The 19,708-nt window shown below is 61.8% G+C and carries 18 protein-coding genes; 13 read left to right on the forward strand and 5 right to left on the reverse strand.

Translation table 11 applies throughout. The features are described 5' to 3' along the window. Positions 1 to 160 precede the first annotated feature (160 nt). The gene (gene hemF, locus QMK55_RS13655; protein ID WP_102355494.1) at positions 161 to 1,075 is read left to right on the forward strand and encodes an oxygen-dependent coproporphyrinogen oxidase; all 915 of its coding nucleotides are present in this window, start codon (positions 161 to 163) and stop codon (positions 1,073 to 1,075) included. Positions 1,076 to 1,084: 9 nt separating this feature from the next. Further along, positions 1,085 to 1,906 (forward strand): shikimate dehydrogenase, encoded by an 822-nt coding sequence (gene aroE, locus QMK55_RS13660; RefSeq protein ID WP_320329361.1) that lies wholly within the window; start codon positions 1,085 to 1,087, stop codon positions 1,904 to 1,906. Between the two features lie 116 nt (positions 1,907 to 2,022). On the opposite strand, the gene QMK55_RS13665 is transcribed toward aroE, so the two are convergent. The 3 genes from QMK55_RS13665 to betC form a co-directional block, all read right to left on the reverse strand. Continuing rightward, positions 2,023 to 3,591, reverse strand: coding sequence for a SulP family inorganic anion transporter (locus QMK55_RS13665; protein ID WP_320329362.1), 1,569 nt, complete (start codon positions 3,589 to 3,591; stop codon positions 2,023 to 2,025). Between the two features lie 255 nt (positions 3,592 to 3,846). After that, positions 3,847 to 4,767, reverse strand: a complete 921-nt coding sequence (choX, locus tag QMK55_RS13670; protein WP_102355491.1) for a choline ABC transporter substrate-binding protein — start codon at positions 4,765 to 4,767, stop codon at positions 3,847 to 3,849. Between the two features lie 16 nt (positions 4,768 to 4,783). Then, positions 4,784 to 6,298: a choline-sulfatase gene (gene betC, locus QMK55_RS13675; RefSeq protein ID WP_320329363.1), complete on the reverse strand. Its 1,515-nt coding sequence runs from the start codon at positions 6,296 to 6,298 to the stop codon at positions 4,784 to 4,786. A gap of 114 nt (positions 6,299 to 6,412) precedes the next feature. Here betC and QMK55_RS13680 point away from each other — a divergent pair, with 114 nt between their 5' ends. Further along, complete coding sequence (locus tag QMK55_RS13680; protein WP_102355489.1) at positions 6,413 to 7,363, forward strand: choline sulfate utilization transcriptional regulator; 951 nt, start codon at positions 6,413 to 6,415, stop codon at positions 7,361 to 7,363. A 4-nt stretch (positions 7,364 to 7,367) separates the two neighbouring features. On the opposite strand, the gene QMK55_RS13685 is transcribed toward QMK55_RS13680, so the two are convergent. After that, positions 7,368 to 8,030: an NAD(P)-dependent oxidoreductase gene (locus QMK55_RS13685; RefSeq protein WP_320329364.1), complete on the reverse strand. Its 663-nt coding sequence runs from the start codon at positions 8,028 to 8,030 to the stop codon at positions 7,368 to 7,370. Positions 8,031 to 8,109: 79 nt separating this feature from the next. Here QMK55_RS13685 and QMK55_RS13690 point away from each other — a divergent pair, with 79 nt between their 5' ends. Beyond that, positions 8,110 to 8,436: a DOPA 4,5-dioxygenase family protein gene (locus tag QMK55_RS13690; protein WP_102355531.1), complete on the forward strand. Its 327-nt coding sequence runs from the start codon at positions 8,110 to 8,112 to the stop codon at positions 8,434 to 8,436. On the opposite strand, the gene QMK55_RS13695 is transcribed toward QMK55_RS13690, so the two are convergent. Beyond that, entirely contained in the window at positions 8,437 to 8,838 is a 402-nt protein-coding gene (locus QMK55_RS13695; RefSeq protein ID WP_320329365.1) for a GFA family protein, read from the reverse strand. A gap of 323 nt (positions 8,839 to 9,161) precedes the next feature. Between QMK55_RS13695 and QMK55_RS13700 the strand changes: the two genes are divergently transcribed. The 9 genes from QMK55_RS13700 (at position 9,162) to QMK55_RS13740 (ending at position 19,614) form a co-directional block, all read left to right on the forward strand. Then, positions 9,162 to 10,469 (forward strand): CitMHS family transporter, encoded by a 1,308-nt coding sequence (locus tag QMK55_RS13700; protein ID WP_102355486.1) that lies wholly within the window; start codon positions 9,162 to 9,164, stop codon positions 10,467 to 10,469. Positions 10,470 to 10,539: 70 nt separating this feature from the next. Next, the gene (locus tag QMK55_RS13705; protein ID WP_102355485.1) at positions 10,540 to 11,307 is read left to right on the forward strand and encodes a TerC family protein; all 768 of its coding nucleotides are present in this window, start codon (positions 10,540 to 10,542) and stop codon (positions 11,305 to 11,307) included. A 304-nt stretch (positions 11,308 to 11,611) separates the two neighbouring features. Continuing rightward, positions 11,612 to 13,270, forward strand: a complete 1,659-nt coding sequence (locus QMK55_RS13710) for a Na/Pi cotransporter family protein (RefSeq protein ID WP_102355484.1) — start codon at positions 11,612 to 11,614, stop codon at positions 13,268 to 13,270. Between the two features lie 168 nt (positions 13,271 to 13,438). Beyond that, the gene (locus QMK55_RS13715; protein ID WP_320329366.1) at positions 13,439 to 14,827 is read left to right on the forward strand and encodes a M16 family metallopeptidase; all 1,389 of its coding nucleotides are present in this window, start codon (positions 13,439 to 13,441) and stop codon (positions 14,825 to 14,827) included. 191 nt (positions 14,828 to 15,018) lie between these two features. Further along, positions 15,019 to 16,047 (forward strand): DUF5924 family protein, encoded by a 1,029-nt coding sequence (locus QMK55_RS13720; RefSeq protein WP_320329367.1) that lies wholly within the window; start codon positions 15,019 to 15,021, stop codon positions 16,045 to 16,047. Between the two features lie 55 nt (positions 16,048 to 16,102). Continuing rightward, positions 16,103 to 17,251 (forward strand): ABC transporter permease, encoded by a 1,149-nt coding sequence (locus tag QMK55_RS13725; protein ID WP_102355480.1) that lies wholly within the window; start codon positions 16,103 to 16,105, stop codon positions 17,249 to 17,251. Then, on the forward strand, positions 17,248 to 18,051 hold the full coding sequence (locus tag QMK55_RS13730; RefSeq protein ID WP_007962720.1) for an ABC transporter ATP-binding protein: 804 nt from the start codon (positions 17,248 to 17,250) through the stop codon (positions 18,049 to 18,051). Before QMK55_RS13725 ends, QMK55_RS13730 begins: the two co-directional genes overlap by 4 nt. A 1-nt stretch (position 18,052) precedes the next feature. Beyond that, positions 18,053 to 18,991: an MlaD family protein gene (locus QMK55_RS13735; protein WP_102355479.1), complete on the forward strand. Its 939-nt coding sequence runs from the start codon at positions 18,053 to 18,055 to the stop codon at positions 18,989 to 18,991. After that, complete coding sequence (locus QMK55_RS13740; protein WP_320329368.1) at positions 18,988 to 19,614, forward strand: ABC-type transport auxiliary lipoprotein family protein; 627 nt, start codon at positions 18,988 to 18,990, stop codon at positions 19,612 to 19,614. The genes QMK55_RS13735 and QMK55_RS13740 overlap by 4 nt, the downstream gene beginning before the upstream one ends. The last annotated feature ends 94 nt before the right edge of the window (positions 19,615 to 19,708 follow it).

Here is a 19,708-nt window from a genome sequence, read left to right on the forward strand (position 1 = left end):
CTGCTCTCCTTGGGTCGTTTGCGAGCCCCCTATCCAACTCCCCTGCTTGATCTTCGTCAACTGCGGCGCGCGGGTCTGCGGTGTTATGCTACGCGCCCATTTGCGCCGACCCCCGCCTGCGGGGCGCCCGCGTAGCTATGCCCTGATTCAAGGTGAAGCCATGACGACCCGCACCGACGCCGTAAAGGCCTATCTGCTCGACCTGCAAGACCGCATCTGCGCCGCACTGGAAACCGAGGACGGCGGCACGCGCTTCGTCGAAGACGCCTGGGCCCGGCCTGCCGGCGGTGGTGGTCGCACTCGCGTGATCGAAAACGGCACGGTGATCGAAAAGGGCGGGGTCAACTTTTCCCACGTATTCGGCAGCGGTCTGCCACCGTCGGCCAGCGCCCATCGTCCGGAACTGGCCGGGCGCGGCTTCGAAGCCCTCGGCGTGTCGCTGGTGATTCACCCGCACAACCCGCATGTGCCGACGTCCCACGCCAACGTGCGTTTTTTCATCGCCGAAAAGGAAGGTGAAGAGCCGGTCTGGTGGTTCGGTGGCGGCTTCGACCTGACCCCGTATTACGGCAACGAAGAAGACTGCATCCACTGGCACCGCGTTGCCGCGCAGGCCTGCGCGCCGTTCGGGCCGGACGTCTATCCGCGTTACAAGGCCTGGTGCGACACCTACTTCCACATCAAGCATCGCCACGAACCGCGCGGCATCGGCGGCCTGTTCTTCGATGACCTGAACGAGTGGGACTTCGACACCAGCTTCGCCTTCATGCGCGCCATCGGTGACGCCTACATCGATGCTTACCTGCCAATCGTGCAGCGGCGCAAGCATGATGCGTTCACCGCCAAGCAGCGGGAATTCCAGGAATTGCGCCGTGGCCGCTACGTCGAGTTCAACCTGGTGTATGACCGCGGCACCCTGTTCGGCCTGCAGTCCGGCGGGCGTACCGAGTCGATCCTCATGTCGTTGCCGCCGCAAGTGCGTTGGGCCTACGACTTCAAAGCCGAGGCCGGCAGCGAAGAAGCGCGCCTGACCGACTACTTCCTGCAAGATCGCGACTGGCTGGCCCAGGCCTGAGGACTGCTGATGGATCGTTACGTCGTTTTCGGTAACCCGATCGGCCACAGCAAGTCGCCGATGATTCATAAACTGTTTGCCGAGCAGACCGGGCAGAGCCTCGACTACAGCACCCTGCTGGCGCCACTCGACGACTTCAGCGGCTGCGCCACGGCGTTCTTTCAGGAGGGGCGCGGCGCCAACGTCACCGTACCGTTCAAGGAAGACGCCTATCGCCTGGCGAACAGCCTGACCGCTCGTGCACAACGAGCCGGCGCAGTGAACACCTTGAGCAAACTGGCCGACGGTACGCTGCTCGGTGACAACACCGACGGCGCCGGACTGGTGCGCGACCTGACGGTGAACGCCGGTTTCAGCCTGACCGGCAAACGCATCCTGCTGCTCGGCGCTGGCGGCGCAGTGCGTGGGGCGCTGGAGCCGTTGCTGGCGGAAAAACCGGCGTCGGTGATCATCGCCAATCGCACGGTGGACAAGGCCGAGTTGCTGGCCGAATTGTTCTGTGATCTGGGACCGGTGTCGGCCAGTGGTTTCGACTGGTTGCGCGAGCCGGTGGACGTGATCATCAACGCCACCTCCGCCAGCCTGACCGGCGACGTGCCGCCGATTGCGCCAAGCCTGATCGAGCCGGGGAAGACCCTGTGCTACGACATGATGTACGGCAAAGAGCCGACCGCGTTCTGTCGCTGGGCCAGTGAGCATGGCGCGGCGGTGTCGATGGATGGTTTGGGGATGCTGGCCGAGCAGGCGGCCGAGGCGTTTTTCCTGTGGCGCTGCGTGCGCCCGGACACCGCGCCGGTGCTGGCCGAGCTACGCCGCCAACTGGCCCAATAATCCTTGTAGGAGTGAGCCTGCTCGCGATAGCGGAGTATCAGTTGCAACATTTGCGTCTGACACTCCGCTATCGCGAGCAGGCTCACTCCCAAAGAGGTATGCAGTGTTTTGTTGAATCAATCTTCAAACCGGATCGGGCATTTCTCCGGCCCTTCCAGCTTCCTCAACTCCTCCACCACCTGTGGCCGTGCGCGGCGCAAGGTCAGGCTGCGATCCTGGCGCAGCAGGCGCCGCGCTTCCTGGTGCAGCATCTCCACCCCCGAATAATCGATGAAGTTGATCTGCTGCGCCTCGATCACCACCCGCGTGCCGTGCAGCCGTTGCAGGCGTACTTGCAGATAATGGCTGGCACCGAAGAAGATTGAGCCACCGACCCGCAGCACATCGTCCTCGCCATCGCGCCAATGTTGTACGCGCGGTTGTGAGGTGCGCTTGAGGTAGAAGAACAGCGACGCCAGCACCCCGGCATAGATTGCCGTCTGCAATTCCAGCAGCAGGGTCGCGAGGCACGTCAGCGCCATGACCACGAACTCGGCGCGGCTGACCCGCAGCAACGAGCGGATGCCGCGATGATCCACCAGTCCCCAGGCGATCAGCAGAATGCTCCCGGCCATGGCCGGAATTGGAATGTGCGAGATCAGGCCCGTGCCGAAAATCGCGAACAACGCGACCCAGATCGCCGAAAACACCCCGGCCAGCGGCGAACAGGCGCCTGCCTCGTAACTCAGGCCTGAACGGGTGAACGAGCCGGCCGACAGCGACCCGGAGAAGAACGCACCGACGATATTCGATAAGCCCTGCGCGCGAACTTCCTGATTGGCATCGAGCAACTGCTGCGAGCGTGCAGCAATCGAGCGGGCAATCGACAGGCTGGTGACCAGCCCGAGCATGCCCACCGCCACCGCGCTCGGCAGCAATCGCAGAATCAGATCCAGATCCAGCGGCAAACCACTGAACGGTGGCAAACGCCCGACAAAGGCGCTGACCAGATGCACATGACCGAATATCGACGGCCATAGCCACACTACCGCACTGCCCAGCACCAGGGTTATCAACAGGGTTGGCCAGCGTGGTAGCAGTTGTCTGAGCACGAAACCGACCACTACCGTGGCCACGCCCAATACCAGTGAAGGTTTATCCACAGCCCGCAGGTGCTGCAGCAAGTCCATCAGGCTGGCCAGTGCTGTGGCTTTCGCCGGAAGGTCCAGCCCCAACAGGTTCGGCAGTTGCCCGATGGCAATCACCACCGCTGCGCCAAGGGTGAAACCCAGCACCACTGAATGCGAGACGAAATTCACCAAAGCGCCGAAGCGCAGCAGGCCGAGCAGCCACTGGAAAATCCCGGCGAGGAAGGTCAGCAGCAGGATCAGAGTGATGTAGTCCTGCGACGCCGGCACGGCCAGAGGACTGACGCTGGCGAACAGCACTATGGAGATGGCGGCTGTCGGGCCGCAGATCAGGTGCCAAGATGAACCCCACAAACAGGAGATCAACACTGGGATGATCGCAGCGTAGAGGCCATATTCGGGTGGGAGACCGGCTATCAGCGCGTAGGCAATCGACTGGGGTAACGCGAGAATTGCGCCGCTGAGGCCGATGATCAGATCCCGTCCTACGCTGGCGCGGGTTTGCCGCGGGAGCCAGGTGAGAAAAGGGAAGAGAGAGTGGCGGCTGGGGAAGGCCATGGATCCTCGCGGTTGGGGTTTTGTTCAAGGTTATCAGGGTGTCAGGGAAAGGGCCCTCACCCTAGCCCTCTCCCGGAGGGAGAGGGGACTGACCGAGGTGTTTGATGGAGATGCACCGACCTGCAATTTCGGAGTTGAGCGCAAGTTTAGAATCCAACAAATATCGGCTCCCTTCCCCCTCGCCCCCTTGGGGGAGAGGGCTGGCGTGAGGGGGCAAAAATCTCAAGCCAAGCCCAATTCCAACAAACCCATAAATCAAAGCTTCGCCTTAACCGCCGCCAACGCATCCTTCCCGTCAACCGTCTTCACCCCGTCCAGCCACTTGTCCAACACCGCCGGATTAGCCTTGATCCACGCCTTCGCCGCCGCGGCATTAGTGACCTTCTTGTTCACCACCTCAGCCATGATGCTGTTTTCCATCTCCTGCGTGAACGAAAGATTGGTCAGCAATTTACCCACATTCGGACAGGCCTCGGCGTAGCCTTTGCGCGTTAACGTGAACACGCTGCCGGTGTCGCCAAAGTATTTCTCGCCGCCCTTCAGGTAATGCATTTTCAACTGCACGTTCATCGGGTGCGGGGTCCAGCCGAGGAAGGTGACGAATTTCTGCTTCTTCACCGCCCGCGAGACTTCGGCGAGCATCGCCTGTTCGCTGGACTCGATCAGCTTCCACTGACCGAGGTCGAAGTCGTTCTTCTTGATGATTTCCTGCAACGAGATGTTCGCTGGCGCACCCGAGCCGATGCCGTAGATCTTCTTCTCGAATTTATCGGCGTATTTGTTCAGGTCGGCAAAATTGTGCACACCGGCGTCCCACACGTAGTCCGGCACGGCCAGGGTGAACTCGGTGCCGTCGAGGTTCTTCGCCAGTTGCGTCACGTCGCCAGTGGCGACGAATTTGTCGTAGAAGCCCTGCTGCGCCGGCATCCAGTTACCGAGGAACACGTCCACCTGGCCGTCCTTCAAACCACCAAAGGTGATCGGTACCGCGAGGGTGTCGACCTTGGCCTTGTAGCCCATGCCGTCCAGCAAAAAACCGGCGATGGCGTTGGTCGCGGCGATGTCGCTCCAGCCCGGATCGGCCATCTTCACTGTTTCGCAGCTTTGCTCGGCGAAGGCCGAGGCACTGCCCAGGGCCAACAGGCCAATCGTCAGTGCTGTGGATAACTTGCGCATGGACTTCCCCTTAACATTATTGGTTTTGGCAGGGTTGTGGATAACGGGCCTTGCGCTCCAGATCGTCGAGGTCGATGTGGTTGCGCATGTACTGCTGACTGGCGTCCACCAGCGGCTGGTGATCCCAGCTCTTCAGCTTGCCGAGGGTCAGCGCCTCGGCGACGAAACGGCGGCGGCGCTGGCTGGCGAGCACATCGCGGTGGATTGCCGGAATGTCCCACTTGGTCCGCGCTTCGGCGAGAAAATCGTCGAACAGCTGGCGATGTTGCGGCGACTGGCTGAGTTCTTCGCGTTCACGCGGGTCGTTGTGCACATCGAAGAGTAGGCAAGGGTCGCTTTCGCTGTAGATAAACTTGTACGCGCCGCGACGGATCATCATCAGCGGGCTGAGCGTGCCTTCGGCCATGTACTCGCCGAACACTTCGTCGTGGCCACCCTGCCCTTGCAGGTGCGCCAACAGCGAGCGGCCGTCCAGTGGCAGGCCCGGTTCCAGCGTGCCGCCAGCCAGCTCGACGAAGGTCGGCAACAGGTCAGCGGTGGACACGGCAGCACTGATCCGCCCGGCAGCGAACTGACTTGGGGCACTTATCAACAGGGGCACGCGGGCCGCCATCTCGAACCAGTGCATTTTGTACCAGAGGCCTTTCTCGCCGAGCATGTCGCCGTGGTCGCCGGAGAAAACGATGATGGTGTCGTCGATCAGCCCGGTATCCTCGAGGGTTTGCAGGAGTTTGCCGACGTTGGCGTCGATATAGCTGCAAGCCCCGAAGTACGCCCGGCGTGCGTCGCGGATTTTGGCCACCGGCAGCGGCTTGTCCCACAAGTCGTAGACCTTGAGCAGACGCTGCGAGTGTGGATCGAGGGAATGTTGATCCGGGGTGGTCGGCAACGGGATGTCGCCGTCGTCATACAAATCCCAGAACGCCTTGGGAATCGTGTACGGGTCGTGGGGGTGGGTCATCGACACGGTTAGGCAGAACGGCTGGTCGCCGTCCTCGCGAATATGGTCGAACAGGTACTGCTGGGCCTTGAACACCACCTCTTCATCGAAGTCGAGCTGGTTGGTGCGCACGCATGGCCCGGCCTGCAGCACCGAGGACATGTTGTGATACCAGCTCGGGCGCACGTCCGGTTCGTCCCAGTTCACTGCCCAGCCGTAGTCGGCCGGATAGATGTCGCTGGTCAGGCGTTCTTCATAACCATGCAGTTGATCCGGGCCGCAGAAATGCATCTTGCCCGACAGCGCCGTGCGATAGCCGAGGCGGCGCAGGTAGTGGGCGTAGGTCGGAATATCGGCGGGGAAATCGGCGGCGTTGTCGTAGGCGCCGATCTTGCTCGGCAACTGGCCGCTGACCAGGGTGAAACGCGACGGCGCGCACAATGGGCTGTTGCAGTAAGCGGCGTCGAACACCACGCCTTGGGCGGCGAGACGCGAAAGATTCGGCAGTTTGATTGGCGACGGGCCATAGATCGGCAACATTGGCGCGGCCATTTGATCGGCCATGATGAAAAGAATGTTCTTGCGCTTCATGTGATCGCGGCATTCCATAGTGAATATTTATGCGACATTGCTGCGATCGAGCATGGAGTCCATGCCCAGTCCGGTAAAGCCCGCGCCGGACAATGACTAGGATAAGCCCAGCTTATGTATGACGCCCTCGGAAACCTGTCGCTCGACCTGCTGCGCGCTTTTGAGGCAGCGGCGCGCCATCGCAGCTTTACCGCGGCGGCGGTGGAACTGGGCACCACGCAACCGGCGATCAGCCAGCAGATCAAGCGTTTGGAAGAACAGCTGGGTACGCGGCTGTTTGACCGGATCTACCGCGGTATCGAACTGACCGAGGGCGGGACGATCCTGTTCGAGCAGGTTAAGCTCGGTTTGCAGCATATTGATGCAGGGTTGAGCGCGATCAGTACACAGCAGCAACATGAGGTGTTGCAGGTCGCCACCGATTTCGCCTTTGCCGCGTATTGGCTGATGCCGCGCCTGCACCGCTTTCATGAAGCCAATCCGCAGGTCGACGTCAGCCTGGTGACCAGCGAGCGCAACCACAACATGCTGCGCACCGACATCGATGTCGCGGTGCTGTTTGGCGATGGGCGCTTCAAGCAGGGTGAAAGCCATTGGCTGTTCAGCGAAGAAGTGTTTCCGGTGTGCAGCCCGCAGTTGCTCAAGGACCGGCCCCTGCCCTTGCCCGCGCAGGCGTTGCTGGAGTTTCCGCTGCTGCACCTGCGCGGTGAAAACAGCAGCAACTGGTTCGACTGGAGCGGCCTGTTTCGCGAACTGGGCATCACGACCCCGCCGGCACCGGGGCAATTGCGTTTCGACAATTACACGCTGTTGATTCAAGCGGCCATTGGCGGTCAGGGCGTCGCTATCGGCTGGCGTCACCTTGTGGATAACTTGCTGACTCAGGGCTTGCTGTGCCGGCCCATTGCCGAGACCACACTGTCGCGTTTGGGTTATTACGTGGTGCTGCCACAACGTAAACGCCGTGGTGCGTTGATTCAACAGTTTGTCGACTGGTTGATGGCCGAGCAGGCGAGCAGCGCCGAATCCCTCAGCGGGCTGGCGCTGCCGTCGATTGCGGTTTGAGGATTCAGTCAGAGGCGGCCACGAAATTCACATGCTGATGCACATGCAGGTTCAGCCGCAGCTCATCGGCAATTCCCACCGCGACCCGGTTCAGGCGTTCCAGCGGCTCCGTCAGCCCCGGCTCGAGATTGCTGCCGACCTGGCTGAAATGCTCGATGGTCAGCCCCGCTACACCGTGGGGCGCGTTCACCAGCGTCCATTGCAACGGGCTGCTTTGCAGGGCTTCGCGGATTTCTTCGGCGGCGTGGCGTTGCAGCTCGTCGTCCAGATCCGGCTCGTCGAGCACGGCAAAATTCCCCACCAGAAACAGCCGTGGCACGTTGGCCGCTTGCAGGCCGTCGACCAACGCATCGACCGCCAGCACCTGTTCCACCGGCCCCAGCACCACGGAGCGTTCCACATGGTCGCTGCTGAACGGCAGGCCTGGCGCGTCCAGCAAGCAGATCACCGCCGAGCTGCCCGCTACGCTTTGCTTGACCCGCTCGGCGTCGAACAGATCGCCACTCTTGGTGCGCAGGCCGGGACGTGGCGCGAGTACGTTCAAATCGTCGAGAATCGCGATGACTTCATGCTGCCTGCGCAGCATTTCAGCCATCAACGCGCCGCCGAGGCTGGCCATGGCACCATAGAGCACTACCTTCACCGTCGGGGTTTCGGCATTTTTCATGGCTGAGCTCCTGTTCCTGTCATATCGCGTGTGACCCACAGGAAACGGCGAGGGTTCGAATCGATTCAGAGGCTTGCAGATGCACACGATCAAGGGCTACCACGCCCATATCTATTACGACGCCAGCACGATCGCCCAGGCCCGGGCCTTGTGCGAACTGGCGGCGCAGACATTTACCTTGAAGATGGGCCGGATGCACGAGCGCCCGGTCGGCCCGCACCCGGACTGGAGCTGCCAACTGGCCTTTGGCCCGGAGCTGATTGGCGAGGTGCTGCCGTGGCTGGCGCTCAATCGCAAGGGACTGGTGGTGTTCCTGCACCCGGACACTGGCGATGATTTGCTCGACCACACCGAGCATGCGATCTGGATGGGCGCGATCCGCCCGCTGGACCTGTCTATTTTTTAATCAAAGAGTTTCTTCCGGTTCCCCCGGCAGATGCTCGTCAAGACGCAGCCAAGGCAACTGGCTGTCAGTCCAGATATGCCGCTCGGCTGCTGCGCGCTCCGGGTGATCCAGCGTGGCAATGGTCACATCGATGCTTTCGGGGCTGAGCAGGGTCACCAGCGCCAGCTGCGCCCCGCACTGCGCACAGAAGTAGCGCGCGCAACTGCTCGACGAGTCATAGCGCGAAGGCGCCCCAGCCAGCCACTGGAAGCTGGCCATCGGCACGGTGATCCACGTGGTGACGATGCCACCGCTGACCTTGCGGCAGATCGAACAATGGCAGTGGGCGATGTCACGTAAAGTCCCGCTGAACTGATAGCGAATGTGTCCGCAGTGGCAGCCACCGTTGTGCAATTCACCCATGTCCGCGCCCTCCCGTCCCCGAATTGATTGACTCTAGCTGCATCCGACGGCCGGTTGACCATTCGCCCCACGCTTTCTTCAGCGAAAGGTAGTTGAAAGGTTGCCCGATTAGGATCGCCGCCACTACCGGCAACAGACCGGTTGGCCAAGGCGTGTGATCGCTCGCACGTCAGGCCCAATTAACAACAACAATGGTGATTCTGATGTCCTCTGTAGCCCGCCTTCTCGCTGAAACTCCGCCCGTACGTCTCGTGCTTCCCGTTCTGCGCTGATCCCGTCCGATCCGCTCACTTCACTCGCCGCGCTACGCCTGGAGTATTCCCATGCTGACTTTCCTTGGCTTTGCCATGGTCATCACGTTCATGTTCCTGATCATGACCAAGCGCCTGTCTGCGCTGATCGCCCTGATCATCATCCCGATCCTGTTCGCCCTGTTCGGTGGCTTTGCGCCGAAGATCGGCCCGATGATGCTCGAAGGTATCACCAAGCTCGCGCCGACCGGCGTGATGCTGATGTTCGCCATTCTGTACTTCGCCCTGATGATCGACTCCGGCCTGTTTGACCCGGCCGTGCGCAAGATCCTCAAACTGGTCAAGGGCGACCCGTTGAAAGTTTCGGTCGGTACCGCCGTGCTGGCGCTCGTCGTCTCCCTCGATGGTGACGGCGCGACCACTTACATGATCTGCGTGGCCGCCATGCTGCCGCTGTACAGCCGCATCGGCATGAGCCCGCGAATCATGGCCGGTCTGATCATCCTCGCCGGTGGCGTGATGAACATGACCCCCTGGGGTGGCCCGACCGCCCGTGCCGCCAGTGCGCTGCATGTCGATCCGTCGGACATCTTCGTGCCGATGATCCCGGCGATGGCCGCCGGTGTGGTGGCGATCCTGATCATTGCCTACTTCTACGGCAAACGTGAACGTGCGCGTCTGGGTGAGCTGCACCTGATTGGCGACGAGATCGATCACAGCGAAATCAGCGTGTCACAATTCCCGGATGCCCGTCGTCCGAAGCTGATCTGGTTCAACGGCCTGCTGACCCTGGCGCTGATGTGCACCCTGATCGCCGGCCTGCTGCCGCTGCCGGTGCTGTTCATGGTGGCGTTCAGCATCGCGATGATCGTCAACTACCCTTGCCTGCAAATGCAGAAGGACCGTGTTTCGGCCCACGCCGGTAGCGTGCTGTCGGTGGTCAGTCTGATTTTCGCGGCGGGTATCTTCACCGGTATCCTGTCCGGAACCGGCATGGTCGACGCCATGTCGAAAAGCCTGCTGGCGGTGATTCCGGACTTCCTCGGCCCGTACCTGGCGGTCATCACGGCGCTGGTGAGCATGCCGTTCACGTTCTTCATGTCGAACGACGCGTTCTACTACGGCGTGTTGCCGGTGCTCTCCGAAGCGGCCAGCCATTACGGCATCACCGCGGTGGAAATGGCCCGTGCCTCGATCGTCGGTCAGCCCGTCCACCTGCTGAGTCCACTGGTTCCGTCGACTTACCTGCTGGTGGCGTTGGCCGGTATCGAATTCGGTGACCACCAGCGCTTCACCCTGAAGTGGGCAGTGCTGGTCTGCCTGTGCATACTGGTGGCCGCCTTGCTGCTGGGGACTTTCCCGCTGTTCAGCACGTTGTAACGGCATTCACTCACCATGACGCCAGCTGCTTGCTGGCGTCATGGTTTAACACTCGCTCAAAGGAATACACATGGATTGGCTGACCAACCCCGAAATCTGGGTTGCCTTCTTTACCCTGACCGCCCTGGAAATCGTTCTGGGCATCGATAACATCATCATGATTTCGATCCTGGTCAGCCGCATGCCCAAACACATGCAGCAGCGCACGCGGATCTTCGGGCTTGGCCTGGCGATGATCACGCGGATCCTGTTGCTGCTGTCGATCACCTGGGTCATGCGCCTGACGGCCGACCTGTTCGTGGTGTTCGGCCAGGGCATTTCCGGTCGCGACCTGATCCTGTTCTTCGGTGGTCTGTTCCTGCTGTGGAAGAGCTCGCAAGAGATGTACCACGCGCTTGAAGGCGAAGACGAAAGTGGCGACGAGCCTTCGGGCAAGGGCGGCAACTTCCTCTACACCATCATCCAGATCGCGATCATCGACATCGTGTTCTCGCTGGATTCGGTGATCACCGCTGTCGGCATGGTGTCCCACGTGCCGGTGATGGTCGCGGCGATTGTCGTGGCGGTGCTGGTGATGATGCTGGCCTCGGGCAAGATCAGCGAATTCATCGACGAGCACCCGTCGCTGAAGATGCTCGCGCTGTCGTTCCTGCTGGTGGTCGGTACTGTACTGATTGCCGAAGCGTTCGACGTGCACGTGCCGAAGGGCTACGTCTACTTCGCCATGGGCTTCTCGCTGGCGGTTGAAGCGATCAACATCAAACTGCGCACGGCGATGGCCAAGAAGAAAAAGCAGCAGGAACCAGTGAAACTGCGCAAGGACATCCCGGGGCAGTAATCCGGTAGCACATACGCAACACCCCTTGTAGGAGAGAGCCTGCTCGCGATAGCGGCCTGTCAGTCAACATCAATGTTGAAGCTGATGGCCCTATCGCGAGCAGGCTCACTCCTACATTTGTTTGTGCATCACAGGGGACGTGCATGAGCCCATTTTCATGACACTTTTGTTTCAATCCACTGTTTAGCTGTGCAATGCTGGCGCCCAGTCCGTTAGCCAACTACAGCTTAAGTATCAAAAACGTAGAAACCGCGCGGTACCGTCAACTTGCTCCTCTGGGGCGCTGCTACTACAGGGGGTCTGCATGCTCACCCTGCTCAATCTGCTTTCTGCCGTGGCCCTGCTGATCTGGGGCACGCACATCGTCCGAACCGGCATCCTGCGGGTGTACGGCACCAACCTGCGCCATGTGATTGGCCAGAACATGTCCAAACGCTGGCTCGCCTTTGTGGCCGGCATCGTCGTGACCGCGATGGTACAGAGCAGCAACGCCACCGCCATGCTCGTCACTTCTTTCGTCGGCCAGGGCCTGATGGCGCTGACCCCGGCGCTGGCGACCATGCTCGGCGCCGACGTCGGTACTGCGCTGATGGCGCGGGTGCTGACGTTCGACCTGTCGTGGCTGTCGCCGCTGCTGATTTTTCTCGGGGTGATCTTCTTCCTGTCGCGCAAACAGACGCGGCTCGGCCAGATGGGCCGGGTGGCGATTGGCCTGGGGCTGATCATTCTCGCGCTGCAACTGATCGTCGAAGCCGCCGCACCGATCACCCACGCCCAAGGGGTGAAGGTGATCTTCGCCTCGCTGACCGGCGACATCCTGCTCGACGCCCTGGTCGGCGCGCTGTTCGCAATGATTTCCTACTCCAGCCTCGCCGCCGTGCTGCTGACCGCCACGCTGGCCGGCGCCAGCGTGATCAGCCTGCCGGTGGCGATCGGTCTGGTGATTGGCGCCAACATCGGCAGCGGTGTGCTGGCGTTCATGAGCACCAGCATGCAGAACGCGGCCGGGCGGCAAGTGGCCTTGGGCAGCCTGCTGTACAAACTGATCGGACTGCTGCTGATCATTCCGGTGCTCGATCCGCTGGTGCACTGGATCGACAGCCTCGATTTCAGCTCGCAGGAAATGGTCATCGGCTTCCACCTGCTCTACAACACCGCGCGCTGCCTGATCCTGCTGCCGAGTGTCGGGCCGATGGCGCGGCTGTGTGCCTGGCTGCTGCCGGAGCGTCCGGAGGTCAACGGCACCGCCAAACCCCGGCATCTGGACCCGACAGCGCTGGTCACGCCGAGTCTGGCGCTGGCCAATGCCGCTCGCGAGACCCTGCGCATGGGCGACCTGATCGACAACATGCTCGATGCCACGCTCGATGTGCTGCGTGGCAAGCAGACATCGGTCACCCTCGAAATGCGCCGCATGACCGATGATGTCGAAGCACTGTACAGCGCGATCAAGCTTTATCTGGCGCAAATGCCGCGCGAGGATCTCGGCGAGCAGGACAGTCGGCGTTGGGCGGAGACCATCGAGCTGGCGATCAACCTGAAACTGGCGAGCGACCTGATCGAACGCATGCTGCGCAAGGTGCAGCAGCAGAAAACTTCGCAACGTCGCTCGTTTTCCGAGGAAGGCCTGGAAGATCTGGCCGGACTGCATCAGCAACTGATCGCCAATCTACGGCTGGGGCTGTCGGTGTTTCTCAGTGGGGACAAGGAAAGCGCGCGTCAGTTGCTGCGCGAAAAACGTCGCTTCCGCGCGCAGGAACGGCGTCTGGCCCATGCCCATGTCAGCCGTTTGCAACGTAAGATCGTGCAGAGTCTGGAAACCAGTTCGCTGCACCTTGAGCTGATTGCGGACATGAAGCGCTTGAATTCGCTGTTTTGCAGCAGTGCTTATGTGGTGCTGGAAACGGCGGATACCGGGGCCCTGGAAGCGGATGATATTGCCGACATTACGCATTCGCCTTGAACGTCTGGGGCTGGTGTCAGTCAGTAACATTGATTCAGCTTTCAGGAAGCTATCGCGTGCAGGCTCACTCCTACAGGGGGACGCATTCCAAATGTAGGAGTGAGCCTGCTCGCGATGAGGGCCTGACTGACGACACGGATCTCCAAATCAGCCGTACGGAAGCCTGTTATGCGTTGCCTGTTGTTCGCCTGTCTGTTGCTCGGTTCCCTGCCCGCCTTCGCCGTTGATCGATTTCAAGTCGAGGGCTATGCGCTGCCCAACGGTTTGCAGCTGTTGCTCAAGCCCGGTACCGAGCGCGGGCATGTGGCGATCCGCCTGGTGGTGGGGGTCGGCCTTGACGATTTCGACTGCGATGAAAAAGAGCTGCCGCACCTGCTCGAGCATCTGCTGTTCAGCGGCGTCGATGCCACGGGTGAAGGCGGTCTCGAGGAGCGCATGCAGGCGCTGGGCGGCGAGTGGAACGCGTTCACCAGCAACGCTGACACCACGTTCGTCATCGAAGCCCCGGCGAAGAACCAGCGCAAGGTCCTCGACCTGCTGCTCGGCCTGCTGACCCAGACCCGCATCGACGACAACGCGATCAACGCCGCCAAACGCGTGGTCGAGCGCGAGGACGGTGGCCATTACACGCGCCTGCAACGCTTTCTCGACCGTCAGGATCTGGGCCACACCGCGAGCAATCAACTGGCGGTGGAACTGGGCCTGAAATGCCCGCAACGGGCCGAGGTCGGTCACCTTACCCAGCAGCAACTGGAGAGGGTGCGCAAGACCTGGTACGCGCCGAACAACATGACCCTGATCGTCGTCGGCGAGCTCGACAAGTTGCTGCCGGCTTATCTGGAGCGAACCTGGGGCACACTCCAAGCAGTGGACCCGGCGGAGCACCGTGAGCTGCCGGACATCCGTACCAGCGCGGCCCATGAACGCACCCTCACCCGCGGCTTCATTGGCGACAGCGCCAAGCTGCACTGGCTGGTGCCGGAGCCGATGCTGGACGATCAGTACGACGAGACTTTCGACATCCTCAAGGACTACCTCGACTGGGCACTGTACCGGCAGATCCGCCTGAACCATGGCTTGTCCTACGGGCCATGGGCCGAGCGAGAAGTGTTTGGCGGGGTCGGCTTCATGAGCCTCAACGCCGATGTCGATCGCGATGACCTTGCCGAAGCCCAGCAGGTGCTGAAAGACCTCAAGGCCGACCTGCTGAAAAACGGCCTCGACCCCGACACCTTCGCCCGGATCAAGCAGGCGGCCATCGCCCATCAGGCCTGGGCGGTGCAAGGCAACAGCGCGATGGCCGACTACTACTGGAGCGCGCTGGGCGACTACGAGGACGGGCGCTTTGCCAACCCGGCCCGGGAGCTGCAAGGCGTGACGCTGGAAACCGCGAACAAGGCCATGCGCGAGTTGCTGTTGCAGCCGGGGTATTTGCGGATCGAGAAGCCGTTGCTCAGTGATGATCAGGTGTTGTGGTTGATTGCCGGTGGTCTCGGCGTGGTGTTGCTGGTGCTGATTGGCTGGCGCCTGCACCGCCGCCAACCAGCCGAACACTAACCCTGTGGGAGCGAGCCTGCTCGCGAATGCGGTAGATCATGCAACAAATGCAGTGACTGATACGACGCCTTCGCGAGCAAGCTCGCTCCCACAGGGATCTGTGGTGATTTTACTGACCGGGAGCCTCGCCACGTCGCCTGGCGGACGGTACTCTGTCGGGGTTTTTTCCTACCCAGTCGTGAACCGTCCACATGTCGAAAATAACCCTCCTGATCCAGCGCATTCTCGAACTGATGAAGCGCTACCCCGGGGTCATTGCGCTTGGCGGTTTCATCTCCGGGGTCGGCAGTTTCATTCTGGTCGATCGCCAGCAAGGCCTGGCGAGCTGGATCACCATCATCATGCTGCTCAGCTGGATCTGGCTGATGCTGGAAAACACCCTGACCGGGTTGTTCACCCGCATCTTCAAACGGGAAATCCCCCAGCCGCTGCTACGTTACGCAACGCAGATGATCCACCAGGAAAGCCTGTTTTTCGTCCTGCCGTTTTTCTTCATCACTACCACCTGGAACAGCGGCCAGCTGATCTTCACCGGTCTGCTGTGCATCGCCGCGCTGATCTCGATTGTCGACCCGCTCTACTACAAATGGCTGGCGCCGCGGCGCTGGGCGTTTCTCGCGCTGCACACCTTGACCCTGTTCGCCGCCCTGCTTACCGCGCTGCCAGTGATCATGCACCTGACCACCGCACAGAGTTTCAAGTGGGCGCTAGGCACGGCGGTGGTGCTGTCGTTCCCGAGTCTGGCGTCGATCTTCCCGATCCGCACTGTGCGCAACGCGCTGGCGATCCTGTGCATCACCGTCGGGATCGGCGCCGTCGGCTGGATGCTGCGCTCCTGGGTGCCGCCGGCCACGCTGTGGATGACCGATGTGGCGATCAGCACCCAGTTGCAGGACCGCACCCCCGGCGCCAGCCTCGACGAGGTCAGCGCCGAACAGATCCGCAACGGCGGGCTCTATGCCTACACCGCAATCAACGCGCCGCGCGGGCTGGATGAGCGCATTTATCACGTGTGGCAATTCAACGGTCAGGAAGTCGACCGCATCGCCCTCGATATCCACGGCGGGCGCAAGGAAGGCTACCGCGCCTGGACGCACAAGCAGAACTTCCCTGGCAACCCGGCGGGCAAGTGGCAGGTGCGGGTGCTGACCGAAGACGGCCAGGTGATCGGTGTGCTGCGTTTCGAAGTGACGGACAGCACAGCGATCAAAGAAAAGTAATCCGGTTCGTGCTATTACGTATGCCTGCGTATTTAGCCGAACAAGCACGGAGCTTATGACCAGCAGCTCGATGACCGGTAATGCCCGACTGGACACGTCGCTCAGCCCTGCCCGCCTGCGGGTGTCCGGGGACTGGACGCTTGCCCATTACGCCGACCTCAAGCACCTGACCGAAAAGCTCCACGGCCAGTACGACGCCAATACCGTGGTTGATCTCAACAGCCTCGGCGCCCTCGACACCGCTGGCGCGTCCCTGCTGGTTGAGCTGCTTGGTTCCGAACGCCTGGGCAAATCCGCCGAACACCCCGATTGCACGATTTCCCCGGCTGACCGCGCGCTGCTGCAAACCGTGTATCGCTCTCTGACCGACTTCTGCGTGCCGATCAAGGAGCCGGAAGTCAGCGTCAGCGTGCAACTGCTGACCCGCATCGGGCGCGCGGTGGAAACGGTCTGGCAGGACACTCTGCAAGTGTTGGGTTTTATCGGCCTGATCCTCGAAACCATCGCCCGCAACCTGTTCCGGCCCAAGCGCTGGCGGGTCACGCCAGTCGTTGCGCACATCGAACAGACCGGCCTCGACGCCGCGCCGATCGTGGCGCTGCTGACCTTTCTGGTTGGCGCGGTGGTGGCGTTTCTCGGCGCGACGGTGCTGGCCAGTTTTGGCGCGACGATCTTTACCGTGGACCTGGTGGGATTCTCGTTTTTGCGCGAGTTCGGCGTGTTGCTCACGGCGATCCTGATGGCCGGTCGTACTGCCAGTGCGTTCACCGCGCAGATCGGCTCGATGAAGGCCAATGAAGAGATCGACGCGATCCGCACCCTCGGCCTCGACCCGATGGAGCTGCTGGTGGTGCCCCGCGTGTTGGCGATGCTGGTGGCGTTGCCGATGCTGACGTTCCTGGCGATGCTCTGCGGCATCATCGGCGGTGGTGTGGTGTGTGCGGTATCGTTGGGGATCTCGCCGGCGATGTTTCTCTCGCTGCTGCAAAGCGACATTGGCATCCAGCATTTTCTGGTCGGTCTGGTGAAAGCGCCGATCTTTGCCTTCCTGATCGCGACGATCGGTTGCCTGGAAGGCTTCAAGGTCAGCGGCAGCGCCGAATCGGTCGGCGCGCACACCACCTCCGCCGTGGTGCAGTCGATTTTCGTGGTGATCGTGCTCGATGCGGTGGCTGCGCTGTTCTTCATGGAGATGGGCTGGTGAGTCGTCTACCCCGCGCGCCCTCGGAGGCGGTGATTGAAGTCCGTGGCCTGTGCAATCGCTTTGGCAGCCAGAGCGTGCACGAGAACCTCGATCTGGATCTGTACAAAGGCGAAATCCTTGCCGTGGTTGGCGGCTCCGGCAGCGGCAAATCGGTGCTGCTGCGCAGCATCGTCGGGCTGCGTCGGCCCAGCGAAGGCAACGTGAAGGTGTTCGGCCAGAACCTGCCGAGCCTGTCCGAGCATGAGCGTTCGCTGGTCGAACGGCGTTTCGGCGTGCTGTTCCAGAAAGGCGCGCTGTTCTCCTCGCTGACGGTGACCGAGAACGTCGCCCTGCCGCTGATCGAACACGCCGGCCTGAGTCGCAACGACGCCGAGCATCTGGCGGCGGTGAAACTGGCGCTGGCCGGGCTACCGCTGTCGGCGGCGGACAAATACCCGGCCTCGCTGTCCGGCGGCATGATCAAGCGCGCCGCGCTGGCCCGGGCACTGGCGCTGGACCCCGACATCCTGTTCCTCGACGAACCCACCGCCGGCCTCGATCCGATTGGCGCGGCGGCGTTCGATCAACTGATCCTGACCCTGCGCGATGCGCTGGGCCTGAGCGTGTTTCTGGTGACCCACGACCTCGACACGCTCTACACCATTACCGACCGTGTGGCGGTGCTGGCGCAGAAGAAGGTGCTGGTCGCCGGCCCTATCGACGTGGTCTCGGAAACCGATGACGCGTGGATTCACGAATACTTCCACGGCCCGCGCGGCCGCTCGGCGCTGGACGCCGCCAAATTGCTCAACGAGGTCTGACATGGAAACCCGAGCCCATCATGTGTTGATCGGCCTGTTCTCAGTGATTGTCGTGGCGGGCGCCCTGCTCTTCGGCCTGTGGCTGGCCAAGTCCAGCGTCGACACCGAGTTCAAGGATTACGAAGTGGTCTTCAACGAGGCGGTCAGCGGCCTGTCCAAGGGCAGCCCGGTGCAGTACAGCGGGATCAAGGTCGGCGACGTGGTCAGCCTGCGTCTCGACCCGAAAGACCCACGGCGGGTATTGGCGCGGATTCGCCTCGGCGGCGACACGCCGGTCAAGGAAGACACCCAGGCCAAACTGGCCTTGGCCGGGATCACCGGGACCTCGATCATCCAGCTCAGCGGCGGCACCCCGCAGAGCCCGAAACTGCGCGGGCATGACGGCGAGTTGCCGACCATCGTCGCGGCGCCCTCGCCTATCTCACGCCTGCTCAACGACAGCAACGACTTGATGAGCGGCATCACCGCGCTGCTGAGCAATGCCAACCAGATGTTCTCCCCGGAGAACGTCGAGCGTGTGAGCAACACCCTGGCGCATCTGGAGCAGACTACCGGCTCGATCAACGATCAGCGCGGCGACTTGCGTCAGGCCATGCAGCAACTGGCGAGTGTCGGCAAACAGGCCGGCAGCATGCTCGAACAGACATCGCTGCTGATGCGCAACGCCAACGGCCTGCTCAACGATCAAGGCAAACAGGCACTGGGCAGTGCCGAGCAGGCGATGAAGTCGCTGGAGCAGAGCAGCGCCACCATCAACGGCCTGCTGAGCAAGAATCAGAACTCCCTCGATAACGGCATGCAGGGCCTCAATGGCCTGGCCCCGGCCATCCGCGAACTGCGCGAGACCCTGACCTCGCTGCGCGCCATTTCTCAACGCCTGGAGGCCAACCCCAGCGGTTACCTGCTGGGCAGTGACAAGAACAAGGAGTTCACGCCATGAAGCTGACTCACCTCGCTTTTCTCGCCAGCTTCTCCTTGATCAGCGCGTGCTCGATCCTGCCCAAGGCCGAGCCGTCGGATGTCTACCGTCTGCCGTCGACTCAGGCGCCCGCTTCGGCCAGTTCGGCCGCGACTCAGCGCTGGTCGCTGCGCCTGAACAAATTGCAGGCCAGCGAAGCACTGAACCGGCCGAACATCGCGGTGATTCCACAGGGTGACGTGATCAGCAGCTACAAGGCGTCGCGCTGGAGCGATCCGGCGCCGGTGCTGGTGCGTAATCGGCTGTTGGACGGGTTTGCACGTGATGGTCGGGTGACCTTGCTCAGTACCGATGACAGCAACTTTGCTGCGGATCTGGAGCTGGGCGGCAGCTTGCAGGCGTTTCAGACCGAGTATCAGGGCAATCAGGCCAGCGTTGTGGTGCGGGTCGATGCGTTGCTGGTGCGTGGTTATGACCAGCGGATTCTCGCCAGCCGGCGCTTTGAGGAGCACCAGCCGCTGAGCGATGTGCAGGTGCCGGCGGTGGTTGCGGGGTTTGGACAGGCGAGTGATCGGCTCACCGCGAAGGTTGTTGCGTGGGCAGTGGATCAAGGCCAGAAACTGGCGCAACAACCAAGACCTTAGGCCTCACACAAAACAAAAATGTGGGAGCGGGCTAGCTCGCGAAGGCGGTGTGTCAGTCAATGTATTGGTCGACTGACACTCCCTCTTCGCGAGC

Origin of the sequence: Pseudomonas sp. P8_229, assembly GCF_034008635.1 — a bacterium.
In the GTDB taxonomy this organism is placed as follows: Bacteria; Pseudomonadota; Gammaproteobacteria; order Pseudomonadales; family Pseudomonadaceae; genus Aquipseudomonas.

What these genes read in the sequence shown, in the direction of transcription:
- QMK55_RS13725 (WP_102355480.1), top strand. Translation starts at nt 16,103, where the DNA reads ATGACCAGCAGCTCGATGACCGGTAATGCCCGACTGGACACGTCGCTC.
- QMK55_RS13705 (WP_102355485.1), top strand. Translation starts at nt 10,540, where the DNA reads ATGGATTGGCTGACCAACCCCGAAATCTGGGTTGCCTTCTTTACCCTG.
- aroE (WP_320329361.1), top strand. Translation starts at nt 1,085, where the DNA reads ATGGATCGTTACGTCGTTTTCGGTAACCCGATCGGCCACAGCAAGTCG.
- QMK55_RS13735 (WP_102355479.1), top strand. Translation starts at nt 18,053, where the DNA reads ATGGAAACCCGAGCCCATCATGTGTTGATCGGCCTGTTCTCAGTGATT.
- QMK55_RS13715 (WP_320329366.1), top strand. Translation starts at nt 13,439, where the DNA reads ATGCGTTGCCTGTTGTTCGCCTGTCTGTTGCTCGGTTCCCTGCCCGCC.
- QMK55_RS13680 (WP_102355489.1), top strand. Translation starts at nt 6,413, where the DNA reads ATGTATGACGCCCTCGGAAACCTGTCGCTCGACCTGCTGCGCGCTTTT.
- QMK55_RS13700 (WP_102355486.1), top strand. Translation starts at nt 9,162, where the DNA reads ATGCTGACTTTCCTTGGCTTTGCCATGGTCATCACGTTCATGTTCCTG.
- QMK55_RS13710 (WP_102355484.1), top strand. Translation starts at nt 11,612, where the DNA reads ATGCTCACCCTGCTCAATCTGCTTTCTGCCGTGGCCCTGCTGATCTGG.
- QMK55_RS13665 (WP_320329362.1), bottom strand. Translation starts at nt 3,591, where the DNA reads ATGGCCTTCCCCAGCCGCCACTCTCTCTTCCCTTTTCTCACCTGGCTC.
- QMK55_RS13720 (WP_320329367.1), top strand. Translation starts at nt 15,019, where the DNA reads ATGTCGAAAATAACCCTCCTGATCCAGCGCATTCTCGAACTGATGAAG.
- QMK55_RS13690 (WP_102355531.1), top strand. Translation starts at nt 8,110, where the DNA reads ATGCACACGATCAAGGGCTACCACGCCCATATCTATTACGACGCCAGC.
- betC (WP_320329363.1), bottom strand. Translation starts at nt 6,298, where the DNA reads ATGAAGCGCAAGAACATTCTTTTCATCATGGCCGATCAAATGGCCGCG.
- choX (WP_102355491.1), bottom strand. Translation starts at nt 4,767, where the DNA reads ATGCGCAAGTTATCCACAGCACTGACGATTGGCCTGTTGGCCCTGGGC.
- QMK55_RS13685 (WP_320329364.1), bottom strand. Translation starts at nt 8,030, where the DNA reads ATGAAAAATGCCGAAACCCCGACGGTGAAGGTAGTGCTCTATGGTGCC.
- QMK55_RS13695 (WP_320329365.1), bottom strand. Translation starts at nt 8,838, where the DNA reads ATGGGTGAATTGCACAACGGTGGCTGCCACTGCGGACACATTCGCTAT.
- QMK55_RS13740 (WP_320329368.1), top strand. Translation starts at nt 18,988, where the DNA reads ATGAAGCTGACTCACCTCGCTTTTCTCGCCAGCTTCTCCTTGATCAGC.
- hemF (WP_102355494.1), top strand. Translation starts at nt 161, where the DNA reads ATGACGACCCGCACCGACGCCGTAAAGGCCTATCTGCTCGACCTGCAA.